Annotated in this window: 16 protein-coding genes; 8 read left to right on the top strand and 8 right to left on the bottom strand. The window is 59.5% G+C overall.

Annotated features, from left to right (window positions below; genetic code table 11):
• Positions 1-59 precede the first annotated feature (59 nt).
• From K0B93_RS14085 to K0B93_RS14075, 3 genes are read left to right on the top strand one after another with little or no spacing between them, the layout of a single operon-like run.
• Positions 60-653, top strand: coding sequence for a TRAP transporter small permease (locus tag K0B93_RS14085; protein WP_219867795.1), 594 nt, complete (start codon positions 60-62; stop codon positions 651-653).
• Positions 654-688: 35 nt separating this feature from the next.
• Positions 689-1,975 (top strand): TRAP transporter large permease, encoded by a 1,287-nt coding sequence (locus K0B93_RS14080; RefSeq protein ID WP_219867794.1) that lies wholly within the window; start codon positions 689-691, stop codon positions 1,973-1,975.
• Between the two features lie 34 nt (positions 1,976-2,009).
• Positions 2,010-2,450 carry a universal stress protein gene (locus tag K0B93_RS14075; protein WP_219867793.1) on the top strand — a complete coding sequence of 147 codons (441 nt, stop codon included), beginning with the start codon at positions 2,010-2,012 and terminating at the stop codon, positions 2,448-2,450.
• A 2-nt stretch (positions 2,451-2,452) separates the two neighbouring features.
• Here the strand turns inward: K0B93_RS14075 and K0B93_RS14070 are convergent, their stop codons facing one another.
• Both K0B93_RS14070 and K0B93_RS14065 read right to left on the bottom strand, forming a co-directional pair.
• Positions 2,453-4,723, bottom strand: coding sequence for a diguanylate cyclase (locus K0B93_RS14070; protein ID WP_219867792.1), 2,271 nt, complete (start codon positions 4,721-4,723; stop codon positions 2,453-2,455).
• A 217-nt stretch (positions 4,724-4,940) separates the two neighbouring features.
• On the bottom strand, positions 4,941-6,005 hold the full coding sequence (locus K0B93_RS14065) for a TRAP transporter substrate-binding protein (RefSeq protein ID WP_219868138.1): 1,065 nt from the start codon (positions 6,003-6,005) through the stop codon (positions 4,941-4,943).
• A 186-nt stretch (positions 6,006-6,191) separates the two neighbouring features.
• Between K0B93_RS14065 and K0B93_RS14060 the strand changes: the two genes are divergently transcribed.
• Positions 6,192-7,388, top strand: coding sequence for a response regulator (locus K0B93_RS14060; protein WP_219867791.1), 1,197 nt, complete (start codon positions 6,192-6,194; stop codon positions 7,386-7,388).
• Here K0B93_RS14060 and K0B93_RS14055 read toward each other — a convergent pair.
• Entirely contained in the window at positions 7,378-9,054 is a 1,677-nt protein-coding gene (locus K0B93_RS14055; protein ID WP_219867790.1) for a methyl-accepting chemotaxis protein, read from the bottom strand. The two genes, K0B93_RS14060 and K0B93_RS14055, sit on opposite strands and share 11 nt — an antisense overlap.
• Positions 9,055-9,277: 223 nt before the next feature.
• Here K0B93_RS14055 and K0B93_RS14050 point away from each other — a divergent pair, with 223 nt between their 5' ends.
• Together K0B93_RS14050 and K0B93_RS14045 are read left to right on the top strand one after the other, a co-directional pair.
• Positions 9,278-10,630: a CHAD domain-containing protein gene (locus K0B93_RS14050; protein ID WP_219867789.1), complete on the top strand. Its 1,353-nt coding sequence runs from the start codon at positions 9,278-9,280 to the stop codon at positions 10,628-10,630.
• Positions 10,614-10,997: a thiol-disulfide oxidoreductase DCC family protein gene (locus K0B93_RS14045; protein WP_219867788.1), complete on the top strand. Its 384-nt coding sequence runs from the start codon at positions 10,614-10,616 to the stop codon at positions 10,995-10,997. Before K0B93_RS14050 ends, K0B93_RS14045 begins: the two co-directional genes overlap by 17 nt.
• On the opposite strand, the gene K0B93_RS14040 is transcribed toward K0B93_RS14045, so the two are convergent.
• The 3 genes from K0B93_RS14040 to K0B93_RS14030 are packed head-to-tail and all read right to left on the bottom strand — an operon-like array spanning position 10,988 to position 12,742.
• Positions 10,988-12,001: a DUF2235 domain-containing protein gene (locus K0B93_RS14040; RefSeq protein WP_219867787.1), complete on the bottom strand. Its 1,014-nt coding sequence runs from the start codon at positions 11,999-12,001 to the stop codon at positions 10,988-10,990. The genes K0B93_RS14045 and K0B93_RS14040 overlap by 10 nt on opposite strands.
• A 49-nt stretch (positions 12,002-12,050) precedes the next feature.
• Positions 12,051-12,260: a DUF3565 domain-containing protein gene (locus K0B93_RS14035; RefSeq protein ID WP_219867786.1), complete on the bottom strand. Its 210-nt coding sequence runs from the start codon at positions 12,258-12,260 to the stop codon at positions 12,051-12,053.
• Positions 12,257-12,742 (bottom strand): YchJ family protein, encoded by a 486-nt coding sequence (locus K0B93_RS14030; RefSeq protein WP_219867785.1) that lies wholly within the window; start codon positions 12,740-12,742, stop codon positions 12,257-12,259. The genes K0B93_RS14035 and K0B93_RS14030 overlap by 4 nt, the downstream gene beginning before the upstream one ends.
• A gap of 112 nt (positions 12,743-12,854) precedes the next feature.
• On the opposite strand from K0B93_RS14030, the gene K0B93_RS14025 reads away from it, so the two are divergent.
• Positions 12,855-13,586, top strand: coding sequence for a sulfite exporter TauE/SafE family protein (locus K0B93_RS14025; protein WP_219867784.1), 732 nt, complete (start codon positions 12,855-12,857; stop codon positions 13,584-13,586).
• Positions 13,587-13,589: 3 nt separating this feature from the next.
• Here the strand turns inward: K0B93_RS14025 and K0B93_RS14020 are convergent, their stop codons facing one another.
• Positions 13,590-14,267, bottom strand: a complete 678-nt coding sequence (locus K0B93_RS14020) for a hypothetical protein (RefSeq protein ID WP_219867783.1) — start codon at positions 14,265-14,267, stop codon at positions 13,590-13,592.
• Between the two features lie 136 nt (positions 14,268-14,403).
• Here K0B93_RS14020 and K0B93_RS14015 point away from each other — a divergent pair, with 136 nt between their 5' ends.
• Positions 14,404-15,792 (top strand): HD-GYP domain-containing protein, encoded by a 1,389-nt coding sequence (locus K0B93_RS14015; RefSeq protein WP_228743377.1) that lies wholly within the window; start codon positions 14,404-14,406, stop codon positions 15,790-15,792.
• A gap of 9 nt (positions 15,793-15,801) precedes the next feature.
• Here the strand turns inward: K0B93_RS14015 and K0B93_RS14010 are convergent, their stop codons facing one another.
• The gene (locus K0B93_RS14010) at positions 15,802-16,233 is read right to left on the bottom strand and encodes a hotdog fold thioesterase (protein ID WP_219867782.1); all 432 of its coding nucleotides are present in this window, start codon (positions 16,231-16,233) and stop codon (positions 15,802-15,804) included.
• Positions 16,234-16,283: the final 50 nt, after the last annotated feature.

Raw genomic sequence — 16,283 nt, 5'->3', positions numbered from 1 at the left:
ACCCCGCCCCGCCGGGGACCTCCTACCGGCCGGGAGCAGAAAGTTCTGGAGCGGAACCCATGTCCGAGAACTCCCCGGATCTAGAAGACGACACTGGCACCTACGAGTCTGGCCTGCCCGGGTTTCTGGGAACCATCGATGTATGGATCAGTAAAGTTGAGGCGGTGATGCTTGCCGTCGGTGTCATTTTGATGGCCGTAAACACTTGTGTGAACGTCATCGCGCGCTTTGTCTTTGGTGAGGGCCTTTTCTTTTCCGGCGAGATCAACCGGATTTTGATCATCCTGATTACCTTTGCGGGCATCGGCTATGCAGCCCGCCACGGTCGCCACATTCGAATGTCTGCGATTTACGATGCCATACCCGCAAAAGGCCGCAAGGTGCTGATGATCTTTATCGCCCTGGTTACCTCCGTGGCGATGTTTTTCCTCTGCTATTACTCGTTCGGTTACATCGAGACGCTTCACGGTCGCGGCCGAATCCTGCCAGCCCTTGGTTTTGAGATTTGGTGGATCTACATCTGGGCGCCTATTGGCTTCGCCATCACCGGCATCCAGTACCTGCTGACAGCGATCAAGAACCTCACCAGCAAGGATGTCTACCTCTCCACGGGTGTGATTGACGGCTATTCGGATACCGAATCGGAAGTATGAACCCAGCAGCTGACGCGAGATAAGGAAAGAACACCATGGCAACTATAATGATGTTGGTCATGATCGGGTTGCTGCTGCTTGGCTTCCCGATGATGGTCCCGCTGATCGCCGGTTCGGTGGTTGGCTTCGTAATGATGTTTGACGGCTTCGGCCAGATGGGCACCTTTGTACAACAGATGATGGGAGGCATCCGACCCGCGTCGCTGATTGCGGTACCGATGTTTATCCTTGCTGCCGACATCATGACCCGAGGGCAGTCTGCAGAGCGCCTGATAAACATGGTCATGGCCTTTATCGGTCACGTGAAAGGCGGCCTGGCCATCAGTACCGCCACCTCCTGCACGCTGTTTGGCGCAGTATCCGGCTCAACCCAGGCCACGGTGGTCGCCGTGGGCTCGCCTCTGCGACCAAAGATGCTGAAAGCTGGTTATTCCGATTCCTTCACGTTGGCACTGATCATCAACGCCAGCGACATTGCGTTTTTGATCCCGCCCAGCATTGGCATGATCATCTATGGTGTGGTCTCCGGAACCTCAATTGCGGAGCTTTTCATCGCCGGCATCGGACCAGGTGTCCTGATCCTGTTCATGTTCTCAATGTACTGCCTGATCTACGCCTACAAGAACAATGTGCCCACTGAGGCGAAGTCAACGTGGGGCCAACGTGCCGTGTCGGTACGCGAGGCCCTTTGGCCCCTGTTCTTCCCAGTCATTATCGTGGGCGGCATCTACGGCGGCATTTTCAGCCCGACCGAGGCCGCCGCGGTCTGTGTTCTTTACGCGTTCCTTCTGGAATTCTTAGTATTCCGGTCGCTTAAGCTGGCCGATGTCTACCGGATCGCCAAGTCTACCGGCCTGATTACTGCCGTGGTCTTTATCCTGGTCGCCGTCGGGAACGGCTTCTCCTGGATAATCTCGTTTGCCCAGATTCCACAGGCTATTCTGGCCGCTGTTGGCGTGAATGAGGCCGGTCCTGTGGGCGTCCTCATTGCCATCTGCATCGCATTTTTCGTTGCTTGCATGTTCGTGGACCCCATCGTGGTGATCCTGGTGCTGACGCCCATCTTTGCACCGGCCATTGAGTCCACCGGACTGGACCCGGTTCTGGTGGGGGTACTCATCACCCTACAGGTCGCCATTGGATCCGCGACGCCACCCTTTGGCTGCGACATATTCACGGCGATTGCAATCTTCAAACGGCCCTACCTGGAAGTGATCCGGGGCACGCCGCCGTTTATCTTTATTCTAGTTGCTGCGGCCGGGCTGATCATCGCATTCCCGGACATTGCCCTGTTCCTGCGCGACGTCGCCTTCAGGGATTGACGCGCAACCGCATTGCCGTTTCAAGGAGAAAGCTATGTTCAAACGGATCCTGGTAGCCATTGACGGTTCCAAGACATCCCTCAAGGCGCTGGACAAGGCGATTGAACTCCAGAAGCTGACAGATGCCGAGATCTACCTGATCTGCGTGTACAAACATCACAGCCTGTTTGAGGCGTCACTGTCGATTGGCCGGCCTCCGGGAATGGATATTCCGGACAAGGTCCTTTCGGAGTGGGCCAAGGAAGTGGTCGATCATGCCAAGGAAGAGGCAAAGTCACACGGAGCGAGCAAGATTCGTGCTTTCGTGAAAGGCGGGCGGCCATCCAGCGTAATCGTCAAGTTCGCACAGGATAAAGAGGTAGACCTTATTGTCGTGGGCACCAGCGGCACCCACAGCGACAAGGACGGCATGCTTCTTGGCAGTGTCTCCCACCGCGTGGCCTCCCGCGCCAAGTGTCCGGTGTTGGTGGTCTGACTTCAGGCCGCCTTGCTTTTCGAGATACTGACCCGGTTACGTCCCTCTTCCTTGGCCCGGTAAAGGGCCTGATCAGCAAGACTCAGGAGCTGTTCGGGCGCTTCTCCGGTCTCTGGCCAGCAGGCCACGCCCACCGAGACCGTGATAGGCCCCAGGTCTTTGCCCTGAAATACGACAGAGGCGTCACCAACCGAATCGCACAGGGATTGGGCGCGCTCGGTTGCATCCTCCGTCAATGCCCCCGGCATGATGACCACGAATTCCTCCCCGCCATAACGGCAGACAATATCGCTCTCCCGGAACTGGCGCTGGAGTGTCAGGGCGACTGACTGCAGGGCCCGGTCGCCGGCCTCATGCCCATGGGTATCGTTGAAGTGCTTGAAATGATCGATATCGATCACCAGCAGGGACAGCGGGAGATGACCGCGCTGGGCGACTGCACATTCATGCTCAAACAGCTGATCGAAGTAGCGCCGGTTCTTCAGTCCGGTGAGCGCATCCTCGTAGGAGAACTTCTGCAGTTCCTCCCGCAGGGCAATGCTGGAGAGGGTGATGCCAATCCGCTGGATGGCCTGGTCCAGTCCGGAAAATAATCGCTCCAGGCCATAGTCAGCCTCCTCGGTCCCGCACCGGCCATGGTACTGCAGCAGCAGGACACCCTCTGTCACCACCCCTTCGCTGGCAGACTCTACATTTATCCAGAAGCACAGTGGCCCGGCAGACGAACCGTTTGACGACGCCGGGATCGCCTGCCCGGACCGTACCGGCATGTTCGAGGGCCGAGGCAGACCTTTGCTGGCATCAAGGCTCCGCGGCATGGAACTCTGCTCGCTGCTGTCCCCCCAGCTTGCAACCGGATCGTAGAGGCGGGCCGTGGAACGGCGGTAAAGTACACCTGCCAGAGGGCTGCAGAGGTCCGGTGCAACCCTGCCCAGCAAGGAAAAGGCCTGCCCGAGGGTGATGCAATCCTGCAGTTCGGCAATCATGTCACCCAGAATCCGGTTCTTCTCATTCTCGAACGTGAGCATGCGCACTCGTGCCTGTTCACGACGGGCCAGGGATTCCGCCCTTGCAGTGCGTTCCGCCACCTTCTGCTCCAAAGAGATCGCCAACCGCTTCAGGGCATTATGGGTCCTGGCGTAATGCCAGAGAGAGATCACAACCACCGCCAGTGAAAAGGCCAGGAGGCCCCAGCTTACGGGTACCCGCTGCCAGGGCAGGACACCGTGCGCCACAGCCATGTCGGCTATCAGGAGGCCGCAGAAGATCCCATAGGTCAGTACAAGCACCTGCTGTTCCCGCAACATATGGCGGAACCGGCGCACCACCGTAGCGCCAATGGCGGCGATGGACACCAGGAACAGGGCGTCAAACACCGGGAAGGTTGACGACAGGTCAACGACGCCGGCGAGGGCTAGACCGATCGCCCCCACCACATAGCCCAGATGGAGTTTCCAGATCAGGTTTATCAACCAGGGACGATGGTCGGCCAGCCATTGCTCCAGCATCAACGCCAGCGCTACCGGCAGCATGTAATAGGAACCGGCCGCCAGATAATCCCACAGTAACGGCCGGTAGGTGATCAGCAGGCTTGCCTGACTCTCCGCCACCAGCATCACCGCGGCGGACAACGCAAACACCGCGATGCTGACAAAGGTCTTTCGTTCGGTTTGCAGCACAGAGAAGACTAACGCAAGCAGGGCAATCAGCGCGGAAAACCCGGCAACGATCAGAGATTTCAGGGAATTTTCCAGGATGAACAACACCAGGTCGGCACGATCCATGATCGACACTTCGCCCCACAACCCGATGTCGGTGTAATCCGAGAACACCCTGAAATAGATCGGCTCGTTCTGATACCCGTCGGGAAGGGGAATCGCATGCCACGGCCAGCCCTCAAAGGATCCCTGCCCCCGGGAATCGAAGGTACCGTACTGATAGATCAGCTCACCGCCGAGGAAGGCCTGAACAATGATGTCGACACTGAAAATATATAGGACTGGCTCCTGCCATTCGCCAGCAGGCAGGGTTACCCGGTACCAGACGTTCTCCCGGCCGTTGCGGGCCGGCGGATTGGAAGGGAATCCAATGCCTTGCCACTGCCCGGTGTCCGTCTCAAGCGTCCAGTGGGGTACGCCGTCATCATTGAAAGTGGAATCGCCCCAGCGGTATTCCCAGCCATCGGTGACCGGCTGGGACGCAGCATGGGTCGCGCCCGGCAGGAAAAACGCCAGCAACAGTGCGACGATCAGGATTGGGCGGAGCACATGCATCAGATGAGCAGGCCTGCAATGTATAAAGGCTGGAGCCAATTATAGGTCAATAGACCACAAACCGGGCCGATGGGCCACTGCAGATGACAAAATTTGATCAACCGAAAATCGGCACCTTGCGTCCCCGGCTCGCCCCACCCAACCAAAAAGGGCGCCGGGATCAGTTGAAACCCCGACGCCCTCGGGCCGGCCTTATCAGCCGGCGCATTGGGCAGTCTTACTCGCCGGCAACGCTGTCCAGGTAGGCCTTGTCCGAAATATTGGTCCACTGGCGAACCTGACGCAGGTACTCGCGCTGGGAGCTGATGATCTCCTTCGCCAGTTCGTCCTTTTCCGCGGCTTCCTTCAACAGTTTATCGGTCGCATCGCGCAGGGCCTCGATCACTTCCGGCGGGAAGGTCTTGTGGGTGACATCCGGATAATCTTCCTTCATCCGGTCCCAGGCCACGCCACTTTCGTGTGTGCTCTGGATGTACATGTCATAGGCGGCTGTGCGCATGGCAACGCGCAGAATTTCCTGCAGATCTCCGGGCAGACTGTTCCAGGTTTTCTGATTGACCAGGAACTGGACTTCGGCGCCCGGCTCCTGCCAGCCGGAATAGTAGTACTTGGCAATCTGGTGGAAGCCCATATTGAAATCGAGCGCCGGACCTACCCATTCAACCGCATCAATGGTGCCCCGTTCCAGAGCGCTGTAGAGCTCGCCCGGCGGAATGTTGGTCACGGCCACGCCCAGCTCGGACATCACCTCACCGGCAAAACCCGGGGTCCGCATCTTGATGCCCTTGAGGTCATCGAGGGAATTAATCTCCTCCCGGAACCAGCCACCCATCTGGTTGCCGGTGTTACCCCCCGGGAAGGACAGCAGGCCATACGGCTCATACACCTTCTGCATCAGCTCCATGCCGTCACCATAGTAAAACCAGGCGTATTGTTCCGGCGCAATCATCCCGAAGGGCACCGTGGTAAAGAACATGGCATTCGGGATGGTGCCCTTGTAGTAGTAGGACGCGGTATGGCCCATGTCGTACTGGCCATTCCGAACCAGGTCAAAGATACCGAACGGTGCCTTGTGCTTGTTGGAAGCATCAATCTGGATCTGCAGACGGCCGCCGGACATGGTGTCGGCCATCTCCGCCATATGTTCAACGGTTTCCCCCAGAATCGGAGAGTTAGGCCCCCAGGTCTGCGCCAGGCGCAGTGTAAACGTATCCTCAGCGAGGCTGAGTGAACTGACTGAGAACAGCAGCGCGAATGCGGCCATTCTGAACAGGTGAGTCATCATTGTTGGCACCCTTTATCCTATTATTATGTAATGCATTTTTTTGAAGCCATCCAATATTAGCCCGGGAACATCATTAGCGCCAAGACTTGTTCTCATCCACCGGAGGGGCCAAAGTGATTATAGGTTCCACGGGCTTTGGTAACGCTAAGGCCGAACGTCACTGAGGGATGCAGGAAATCGGCGATGGAAAACACCGACGAGTTTGACAGCCACCGGTCAAGGCTGGAGCAGCTTCGGGATAGCTACCTGGAGAAACTGCCGGGACGACTGGACCGGATGGAGTATCTGGTCATGGCCATTCCGGTCGACGGCGATTACCGGGAAGATGGTGGCAAATTGCGCTCCTCCCTGAACACAATCTATCAGGAAGCCCACAAAATAGCCGGCGCGGCGGGTTCTTTGGGGCTTCTGCCTACCTCCCGTGCCGCCAAACAGATGCTGGGCATGGTGGATGCCTGGTTTGACGCTTCAGCCGAGGATCCGGTGTCAAAACAGGAAGCGATCCTGGCCCTGGTCAGAGCCATGCGCGACGTGGAGATCACAAGCGAGCCGGAACTGGGCTCCGTTGCATTGTCGGGCTCACGTTCCATCCACATTGTCGAAGAGGACGACTTGGTTGCTGGTGAGATTCTGCATTGGCTGGAAGAAGCGGGCTTTGATGCCCGGGTATTCATGTCCGCAACCGTTTATGGCGACACCTTCGAGATTCTGCCACCGCCCGACCTGATCATCATGAACATCAGCTTCGGCGACGACGCCTGTGCGGGCCCACGAATTATCCGGTTCCTCAAGCAGAAACTCGGAAACCTGCCCCCCGTGGTGTTTCTGTCGGCCCGGGATGACATGGACACCCGGCTGGATGCCCTGAGGGCCGGGGCGTCCCGCTACCTGACCCAACCGGTTCGCCAGAACGAACTGGTCGACGTGGCCCGGGATTACGCCGACATCGAGCGTGCTCCGGCCTTCAGGGTGTTGATGGTCGATGACGATGAGGCCGTGCTGGCGGTGAATCAACTGGTGTTGGAGCGGGCCGGACTCGAGGTCCGTACCGTTGTCGATCCGAAGAAAGCGCTGGAGGCTGCAAAAGCATTTGAACCGGACGTCGTGATTCTCGATGTGCTGATGCCGGAAGTTTCCGGCATCGAGCTGGCAGCAATCCTCCGTCAGGACAGGTTCTTTGACCCGATCCCCATTCTTTTTCTGACCTCCGACGCCCACCCGGACCAGAAAGTCATGAGTGCAGCTCTTGGCGGTGACGATTACATCAACAAGCCCTTCGACCCGGATTACCTGCTGACCACCATCTTCGCCCGGGCACGGCGCTCCCGCCGGCTCCGGGAGCTGCTTCGACAAAGCCAGACCACCGGAATCAGACCTTGAACTGACTGACCAGGCCTCGCAAGGTTTCACCCAGCCGCGCCAGTTCCTGGCTTGCTTCGTTGGTCTGGGTGACACCGGTGTCGCTGCGCTGGGCGGCATCAACGATGCGCACGACATTCTGGTTGATTTCTTCTGCCACCTGACTCTGCTGCTCGGCAGCAGTGGCAATCTGGGTCACCTGGTCGTGGATCTGGCCAACCGATTTCTCGATCGTGCCCAACGCCCCCGTGGCGTGATTGATGCGCTCAACCGTCTCCGATGACCGATCACGGGACCGGTTCATGCGCTCAACCGCGGAACGGGACTCGGAGACAAACCCGTCAATCATTTCACGAATCTGGTCTGCGGACTCGGCACTGCGCTTCGCCAGCTGACGGACCTCATCGGCAACCACCGAGAAGCCACGGCCATGCTCACCGGCCCGGGCCGCCTCAATAGCCGCGTTCAGCGCCAGCAGGTTGGTCTGTTCGGTCACGGCGTGAATCACATCGAGAACCTGCTGGATGTCGTCAGACTTCTCGGCCAGGGCGTCGATGGTCCGGGCGCTGTCCTGGATTTCCTCGGACAGTTTGTTGACCGCGGCCTGGGCATTGGTAATGGTTTCCCCGCCATCCCGAGCCATGCGATCGGCATCTGAGGCCGCACTCTCGACCTCGTTGGCATTGCCGGAAATCTGCTGGATGGTTGCCGCCATTTCATTGATGGCCGAGGCGATCTGGTCGGTCTCTGAACCCTGTTCCTGAACCGACGCTCGGGTTTCATTGGCTACCCGACTCAGTTCCTCGGCGGCCGAGGCGACCTGATCCGTGGTGGCGCCCACTTCCCGGATGGTGTCCTGGATCTTGATCACAAAGGCATTGAAGCGCCGCCCCAACTCGGCCAGCTCGTCGGTGCCGTCCTCCGGCAGACGGTGGCGAAGATCGCCCTCACCGTCCGCGATTTCCTGCATCATGTCGCTCACGCCTTTGAGCGGCCTGGTCACGGTGCGACCAACCAAAAGGCCAACCAACAGTGAAACAACCACAACGATCACCGTCACCACCAGAATGAATCCGAGGGTTGAGGCAATGTTGTCCTGAATTTCAGCCTGCGCAGCGGCGACTTCACGATCGATGTTGGTCACGTACACACCGGCACCAATCATCCAGTCCCAACCCGGAATAATCGTCGAGTAGGAGACCTTCGGCTCTTCATTGCCCGATGCCGGGTTCATCCACTCGTATTCGTAGTAGCCATCGGTCTCGGCGGCATCGAACAGGGCACCCACCAGCTTCCCGAGGGTTGGGTTGCTTGACGGTCCTTCCTTGGAGGGATCGGGGGCATAGGCCAGGTTGTAGACGTCCCGGGTGTAGGCGAAGACGTAATTGGACTTGTCGAACCGGATGGTCCGGAGGCGCGATGCCGCTTCGGCCTTCGCCTCCTCTTCGGAGAGCTCAGGGTCGTTCTTTGCCTCCAGAACGACCGCCCGGGCCGCATCGATCAGATTCTTGAGTCCGGCTTTCCGGGACTCCAGCAGACTGGCCTCAAGACGCTTGAGCTCAGCCTCACCACTGGCCTGAATCTGGCTGACCGTGATCCAGGCGATGGTGGCCGCGGTGATGAGGACCGGCACCAATACGGCCAGCAACAAACGGGTGCGTATGCGCAAGTTGTTCAGGAGGTTCATTACAACGATCCTTGGGAACTGGTCAGAGTTGTGAATTATCCACAGAGATGCGTTGAGCACTGTTCCAGTTTGTTAAGGCTATGTTGCGCACGAGACAATGAAGGTCGCCCGCACTGGCACTAGACTGGTACTGTTCACGCATTTTCAGATAATTGACATATCGGCGGTTCTGCCCCGATCTTGAGCGCGTTCTCGACCAATGTCTTAACACCACGGTTGCAGCATGAAGGACCTCTACCTGATCCGACACGCCAAATCCAGTTGGGCCGACGACAGCCTGCCTGACCGGGCACGCCCCCTGAGTGCCCGGGGGCAGAGCCAGCTGGCACCACTGGGGCGGGCCCTTGCTCGGCATGGCGGTTTCGAGGGCCAGATGTACGCCAGTCCGGCAACCCGGGCGCAGGCGACGCTGGAGGGCATACTGCCCGCCACCGTTTCCCCGGAACGGGTGCATGTCTGCCCTGAGCTCTACACCTTCGACTTCCGACGCCTGGCCAGATGGTTGATGGATCGGGAAGATGATGGCCCGGTCGCAGTGATCGGACACAACCCGGCACTCCTGGAGCTTGCCCAGTGGCTGGTCAAACACCCGCCGACACAGCTTCCCACTGCCAGTTTCGTACACATTCGCGCACCCGTCCGCCATTGGCGTCAATTAGCGAAGGGCAAGGGCAAACTGGAGACACTCCTGACGCCGAGCCAGTTCAGCTACAGCCATTTTGCCCGCAAACTGAAAAAGCGGGCAGCGACCGACGGCACCCGGCCAGGCCGGGACATTCCAGTCGCACTTCAACACCAGCTGGAGCTCATGCATCAACTGGCACCGGGGGTGATCATCGGGCTGGATGACGAGTTCCTGCACCAGTACCGCATTGCCATCCGTCGCAGCCGCGCCATTGCCGAGTCGGTCCAGGAGGTTACCGGCAACAACCTTCTGGCGAAGCCCGTCAAGGAGCTCAAACGGTATGCCAACGCCACCAGCCGACTCCGGGACCTGCACGTGTTCCTGCAACAGCTGCCGACGCTGAGCGCTGCCAATGACGAGCTGCGTACCGCCCTGCACACCTATTTCGAGAAAGAGGCGGACAACGAGCAACAGCGGCTGGTGAAAAAACTGACGGGCAAGCGCTACCGCAAGAGTCTGACCGACTGGCAGAACCGGATCGAATCCGGAAAACTGGAAAAACTTGCCACGTCATTGAGCCATAAAGACATCCGAAAAACCGCCGGGCGACGTATTGATGAGATCAACAGGCGTTCTGCGGTGCTGACTTGCTCCTCGCCGGACGAGGATTTCCACCGACTGCGTAAGCTGTTGAAGCGAACACGCTATCTGATGGAGCTCGACAGGGCAGGCTGGAAGAAGCCCCTGAAGGTTTTGAAAGAACGCCAGAAACACTATGGCCGCTTTCAGGACCTGCACGTTCAGATTCAGTTGCTGGAGCAGTTCCGGAGCAATGCCCCCGACATTCTCCCGGCGGCCTTGCGGACCCTCGAAGTCAGGCTGGAACAGCAGAAAGCAGACGTTCGGAACCAGATACTGGCCCTTGGAGGACTTGATGGCACCCCGATATGACACCCTTTTCTACGACAGTCACTGCCCGCTGTGTGCCCGCGAGATCCGGACCCTGCGCAAGCTCCAGAACGGCAATTTGATCTTCGCTGACATCCACGAGCAGCATGGCAATAATTCGCAGGTGCCAGGCCACGAGGAGCTGCTGCGCCGTCTGCACTTGCTGGCCTGGAGCGGGGAGTGGGTAACCGGTCTGGAAGCGACTGCGCGCGCCTGGTCCCATACAGCTCTGGGCTTCCTGTTCAAACCCTTGCTCTGGCCCATGGTCTTCCCGATTGCCTCGCGGATTTACGAGAACTGGGCGGACCGCCGTTACGAGCGCAAATACACCTGCGCCCTGGGCGCCAACGACCACAGACATCAGCCCTGAAACCCGATCTGCTCCAGATTTGGTGGGCGATAGTCCGGGTCGAGGCGCCAACGATCCGTCACCGATGGGTGAATCGAGGTTTCAGCATCGGCCACTTTCAGGGGCCTGATCAGGGGTGTTGAGAATCGGAAAATGTGCCGCCGGGAATTGTGCAGTTTCGCCCGAGGATCGGGCCTGGCCGCAGCCGGCAGATGTGGCTCGATCTCAAGGCCCGCCGTTCTCGCTTCCTGCACCATCCAGTCCAGCGCAATGTCCGAGGCGAACAGTCCTGCCTCATCCGCCGGATACCCGCCACCGATGTCGCTATGAGACCCTGCGAACCATACCTGTTTCAGATCGAGCCCCGGCCTCGGGTGCCACAGGGTGGGTTCGAAATCCTCCCGGCGTTCATCAATGGCCAGTGCGTGTCGAGCCACCCGGACATTACTGCCGAGTTTGGTGTCGTAAAACTCGTCTTTGCGATCAAACAATCCCAGCAATGAAAACGGCACGCCAAGGGCTCCGACGGTGTCCCACACCCCGACAAAACGAATTTCCCGGGACGGATGGCTGTGCTCAGCGCGGAATTTCAACGACTCCGTTCCGGACGGCGCGAACTCCTTGCCCGCTTTTTTGTAATGGTCGAAGGCTTTCTGGATCAGCCGCGCATCGGGCCGCCTGAGGATGCCACAGTTATTGATCAGGCCGCACAACGAGCGCACCGTGTAGGCGCCGCGACTGAAGCCAAAGAAATACAGTTCGGTTTCGGGCTCATAGTTCTGAACGATGTAGCGGTAGGCATCCATGATGTTCTTGTGAATGCCCTGGCCCGTCGCGCCACCAATCACGGCATTGTAGTAGGAGCCGATGCCCCAGTCGTAAAACACGTGCTGGGGCCAGCCTCTGGCGGTCAGCGGACTGATGGCCCGGGCCATTCGAAGAACATTGGTGGGAACGTCTTTCTGCAGGTCTTCTTCGGGACGATTCCATGTGCCATCGGCACAGATGACGAGACGCTCGACCATGGCAGACTCCTTTGCCATCAGAACGATCAGGGTTTGACCGGATTATAGCTTATGGCTGACGATCCGGCGGCGCGCCCTGATCGCACTTGTTGCAGTCCAGTTCATGGCCCAGCCTGGATTGCCGGCCCTCGGGCGTGATCACCCAGGGCCGGTTAATCCAGGGCGGGTCATGGCGCACGTGCTGGTTATGACCGCACGCCAACTGGGCAACCCAGTGGTTCTCCTCGTCCCGATGGTAGCCGGTTATGGGTTGTTTCATGACCGCGCCTGACCGGTTTTCAAACAACAGGTCTTGTGCTTTTTCCCGCTGCCGCACGGGCAGGGCTCATTGCGGCCGGGTTTCAGCGTCCCTTCGCTGGTGTCACCCGCCACATAGAACCAGCGACCCTGTTCGCGGACAAAGTCCGACTGTTCCTCAAGGTAACCCCAGCCACTGCCCGCGCGGTAGATCGCCCGGAAGTGCACCGTTCCCGCATCGCCGTCCTGCGAACTGCCGAGGATTCGAAGCGACGCCCAGTCCGGCGACGATTCCAGGCTGAGGCTGTCCGGTCGGGTGCTGGCGTGCCAGGTAGCCAACAGGTAATCCGTCAGGCCCAGCACAAAGGCGCAGTAGCGGGAACGCATCAGCGCTTCCGGAGTGCCGGCCGGCTCGCCGAGATGGAGCCGTTGGCAGCAGTTCCCGTAATCCTGGCCGGAGCCGCAGGGACACGGAGTCTGGTCGGGGGAGAGTTGTTCTGTCATCCGCGCTGGTCCGTTGTTCCACTATGGTCTGATTAAGGAGTGACAGTCTATCAGTTCCAACCCGATACCCGCTGTGTTATCAAGGCAGATTCCCCCGGTCCGGTGATTTGCCTTGAACGACATCAGCCTGTTCCAGATCCTGCTTGCCAATCTCGCCCTCCTCGCCGGCGCCTGCCTTCAGGGCGTGGCGGGCTACGGCATCGGAACCCTGTCGGCGCCGCTGTTGTTCCTGGTCAGTCCGCTGTTTTTGCCGGGGCCACTGATCCTGAATGCCACCGTCCTGACCGTGTTTATGCTGGTCCGCAATCGGGGCGCCCTGCAGGTGCGCCAGGTTCGCTTTGCCATTGTCGGCGGGGCGATCGGCACCGTATTGGCTGGGTTGACGCTGCTGGTTTTGTCGCCCAAGGGGTTCGAGCTGATTTTCGGCGTACTGATCCTGGCCGGCGTCGGTCTGAGCATTGGCGGACTGCGCCCGGCGTTGAATGCACGCAACAGCGTCATGGCGGGCGCCGCGTCGACCTACATGGGCACCATCACCGCGGTGGGCGGACCGCCCATTGCGCTGATCTACCAGAACGAGAAGGGCCCTCTGGTCCGGGCCAACATGTCGGCCTTTTTCCTGATGGCCAGTTTCCTGAGCCTCGCCGCGCTGCTGTTTTCCGGCTACCTCGGTCTCCGGGAGCTGAAACTGTTTGGCCTGACCCTCCCCGGGGTACTGGTCGGCTTCTGGCTGTCCGGACGCCTGGTGAACCGCATGCCCTTCGACGGGCTTCGCCCGGTGATACTGGCCATTGCCGCCGTGGCCGGCGCCGCAGCCCTGGTGCGCGGCTTGCTTTCGCTGTAACCGTCAGCCCACCCAGAACCGCACCCGGAACCGGCTCTTTCGCCAGAGCCGGGCCAGCATCAGTGCATGCACGTTTATCAACAGGGCAAAAACCCACTCAAAGGCGTCATCCGTCCGGCTGTAAAACCCGGGCGCAACGCCATTGAGAATGACAGAAAGAATACCGATCGCGAGCGTCAGCTGGCAAAGCGCCAGCAGCCATTTCCCCTCTCCCCGCCACACCGGGTGTTCCCGGAGCGCGGCACTGATGAGCAGCTCGCAGAGAAAGGTCAGGGACAGGTAAAGCACAACGCCGGTTCGACGCATGAGGTTGAAGCCATCCCCCTCATGGCCGAGCGCCACCGTGTAAGCCGCCAGGGCGGCGCTCGCTATCAGCCCGAGCCAGGGTACCCAGACAATGGCTGCCGACCGCACGCCGAGCTGCCTGAGCCAACGGCCATTGAACCACCAGAACAGCAGGCCAAGTAAGGCGGCAGGCAGCATCGCACCCTTGAAAATGAAATAGGACGTGCCGTGGCGCCCGGTCTTGCTGATGCTGGTGCAGCTATCCCAATAGGGGATACAGAACGAGACGTGCCCCTCCAGCACCGAGACCATAAATGTCAGGTGGATGGTCAGCAGCGGTATCAGGCCGGCAGCGAGCGCCAGCCACCAGAGCCGAACACTGTTGGGATCTGTCATGGCGGAAGCCCTTGTGCATTCCCCGTTCAGACACTCGGTTAGCGTATCCACGACGGACGGACTAACCTGATGGGTGTGTGATATTTGACCAGATTTTACAGGCCGAGTCGTTCGTTATGGAGCGATTGCCCTAAAAATGGACCAGAATGTCCTCAGGGATGACCGGGAACGTGTTATGGGTACACCGCACCAGGAAATCGTAGAGACCTGTATCGATGTCGCCGATCTGGCCGTGGGCATGCATGTCGTCCGTCTGGACCGCCCCTGGGAGGACACCAACTTTCTCCTGCAAGGCTTCGTGATTCGCGACACGTCCGAGATCGATGCACTGCGCTCACAGTGCGAGTTCGTGTACATCGAAGGCCGCGTCGAACGGCCGGAACCCGCTCCAGCCCCCGAAAACACCAATCGCACCCAGCCTTCCGGGGGCTTTTTCGGTTTCTTCAAACGCGGTAAGCAAACGACGCCCCCCAAGGCAGAGCCGGCCCGGACGGCTCTGCCTCACCGGCGTGTCACCTATATCAACAAGGTGGACCTGGGCACCGAAATGAAAACGGCGGCCATCCGGTTTGAAGATGCCCAGAAAACCGCCAAGTCGATCATGTCCGGTTTGCGGTTGGGACGAACGCTCGACCTGAACAACGCCCGGGCCGTGGTCAACGGCTGTGTCGACAGCGTGCTTCGCAACGAAAACGCCCTGTTGCTGCTCACCAAGATCAAGAACCAGGATGAATATACCGCAGAGCACTCCATCAACGTTTCGATACTGTCTGCGGCGTTCGGCAAACATCTCGGCTTGCTGGAGGGTGAGATCCGCAACCTGGCGCTGTGCGGACTGCTCCACGACGTGGGCAAGGTGAAGATTCCCGAAGAGGTCCTGAACAAACCGGGCGCGCTGACACCCGACGAATTCCAGATAATGCGCAAGCACACCACCCACGGCCGTACCATCCTGATGGGCACCAGCCAGTCTCTGAATTCCGCCGTGGACGTCGCCTACAGCCACCACGAGCGCGTCGATGGCCAGGGCTACCCTCGGGGCCTGGTAGCCCGGCAAATCCCCTACTTTGCCAAGCTCGTCGGGCTGGTGGACACCTACGATGCCATCACCAGCAACCGGATCTACGATACCGGCCGGGCCTCGATGCAGGCGCTGGAAATCATTCACAAGCATCGCGACAGCCAGTTCGACAAAGAACTGGCCGAGGCGTTCATCCAGATGATTGGCGTGTACCCGCCCGGTTCTATTGTGGAAATGCTGAACGGCGAGGTGGCCATCGTGGTGGAGACGCACCGCAAGCACAAACTCAAGCCAAGGGTGCTGCTGGTGCGGGAGGCGGATAAATCCGTGATGATGCCGTTCAGACACCTGGACCTGATGCAGGCCCCCCGGGATGGCGCAGGACACCCCTACCAGATCGCGCGGGAGGTACCGGACGGTACCCATGGCATTGTGCTGAAAGAGTTTGTCGATGAGGGGCTGATTCTCTCAACCCCCGTTCCCGAGGATCCGGACCGGTCGTAACTGCCCTGGCTAGCGCTGCGGGAGCCTGGTCACAGCCATGGTCAGGCGGGAGATACAGGTGGGCTTGCCGTCTTCGTTTTCCAGCCGGATCTCCCAGACCTGCGTGGCACTGCCAATGTGGATGGCTTTGGCGGTTCCGTATACCCAGCCCTTGCTGACCGGGCGCAGGTGATTGGCGTTGATATCCAGGCCCACCGCCACAGTTTCCGGATCCTTCAGGCAGCAGTTCGCGGCCATGCTGCCCAGGGTTTCCGCCAGCAGCACCGAGGCACCGCCGTGGAGGATACCGAACGGCTGAACCGTGCGCTCGTCCACCGGCATCCGGCCCCGGACATAATCTTCACCAACCTCCAGATATTCGATGCCCAGATGGCCGACCGCGGTGTTGCTACTCGCCTCCCTCATGTGTTCAAGGTTCGGGGTCTGAGTCCAGATTGCCATAGTGCGAGGGCCTCCAAAAAACGGTGCGTGTGATTGACGAGGAGTCAGTC

This window comes from Marinobacter sp. F4218, assembly GCF_019443085.1.
GTDB lineage: Bacteria > Pseudomonadota > Gammaproteobacteria > Pseudomonadales > Oleiphilaceae > Marinobacter > Marinobacter albus.
The sequence above is the reverse complement of the archived record's forward strand: the minus strand, read 5'-3'. Positions and strand labels throughout refer to the sequence as shown.

Excerpts from the sequence above, each read along its gene's own strand:
- K0B93_RS14080 (WP_219867794.1), top strand. The coding sequence starts at position 689 with ATGGCAACTATAATGATGTTGGTCATGATCGGGTTGCTGCTGCTTGGC.
- K0B93_RS14020 (WP_219867783.1), bottom strand. The coding sequence starts at position 14,267 with ATGACAGATCCCAACAGTGTTCGGCTCTGGTGGCTGGCGCTCGCTGCC.
- K0B93_RS14065 (WP_219868138.1), bottom strand. The coding sequence starts at position 6,005 with ATGACTCACCTGTTCAGAATGGCCGCATTCGCGCTGCTGTTCTCAGTC.
- K0B93_RS14060 (WP_219867791.1), top strand. The coding sequence starts at position 6,192 with ATGGAAAACACCGACGAGTTTGACAGCCACCGGTCAAGGCTGGAGCAG.
- K0B93_RS14010 (WP_219867782.1), bottom strand. The coding sequence starts at position 16,233 with ATGGCAATCTGGACTCAGACCCCGAACCTTGAACACATGAGGGAGGCG.
- K0B93_RS14045 (WP_219867788.1), top strand. The coding sequence starts at position 10,614 with ATGGCACCCCGATATGACACCCTTTTCTACGACAGTCACTGCCCGCTG.
- K0B93_RS14085 (WP_219867795.1), top strand. The coding sequence starts at position 60 with ATGTCCGAGAACTCCCCGGATCTAGAAGACGACACTGGCACCTACGAG.
- K0B93_RS14015 (WP_228743377.1), top strand. The coding sequence starts at position 14,404 with ATGGACCAGAATGTCCTCAGGGATGACCGGGAACGTGTTATGGGTACA.
- K0B93_RS14035 (WP_219867786.1), bottom strand. The coding sequence starts at position 12,260 with ATGAAACAACCCATAACCGGCTACCATCGGGACGAGGAGAACCACTGG.
- K0B93_RS14075 (WP_219867793.1), top strand. The coding sequence starts at position 2,010 with ATGTTCAAACGGATCCTGGTAGCCATTGACGGTTCCAAGACATCCCTC.
- K0B93_RS14050 (WP_219867789.1), top strand. The coding sequence starts at position 9,278 with ATGAAGGACCTCTACCTGATCCGACACGCCAAATCCAGTTGGGCCGAC.
- K0B93_RS14030 (WP_219867785.1), bottom strand. The coding sequence starts at position 12,742 with ATGACAGAACAACTCTCCCCCGACCAGACTCCGTGTCCCTGCGGCTCC.
- K0B93_RS14040 (WP_219867787.1), bottom strand. The coding sequence starts at position 12,001 with ATGGTCGAGCGTCTCGTCATCTGTGCCGATGGCACATGGAATCGTCCC.
- K0B93_RS14055 (WP_219867790.1), bottom strand. The coding sequence starts at position 9,054 with ATGAACCTCCTGAACAACTTGCGCATACGCACCCGTTTGTTGCTGGCC.
- K0B93_RS14070 (WP_219867792.1), bottom strand. The coding sequence starts at position 4,723 with ATGCATGTGCTCCGCCCAATCCTGATCGTCGCACTGTTGCTGGCGTTT.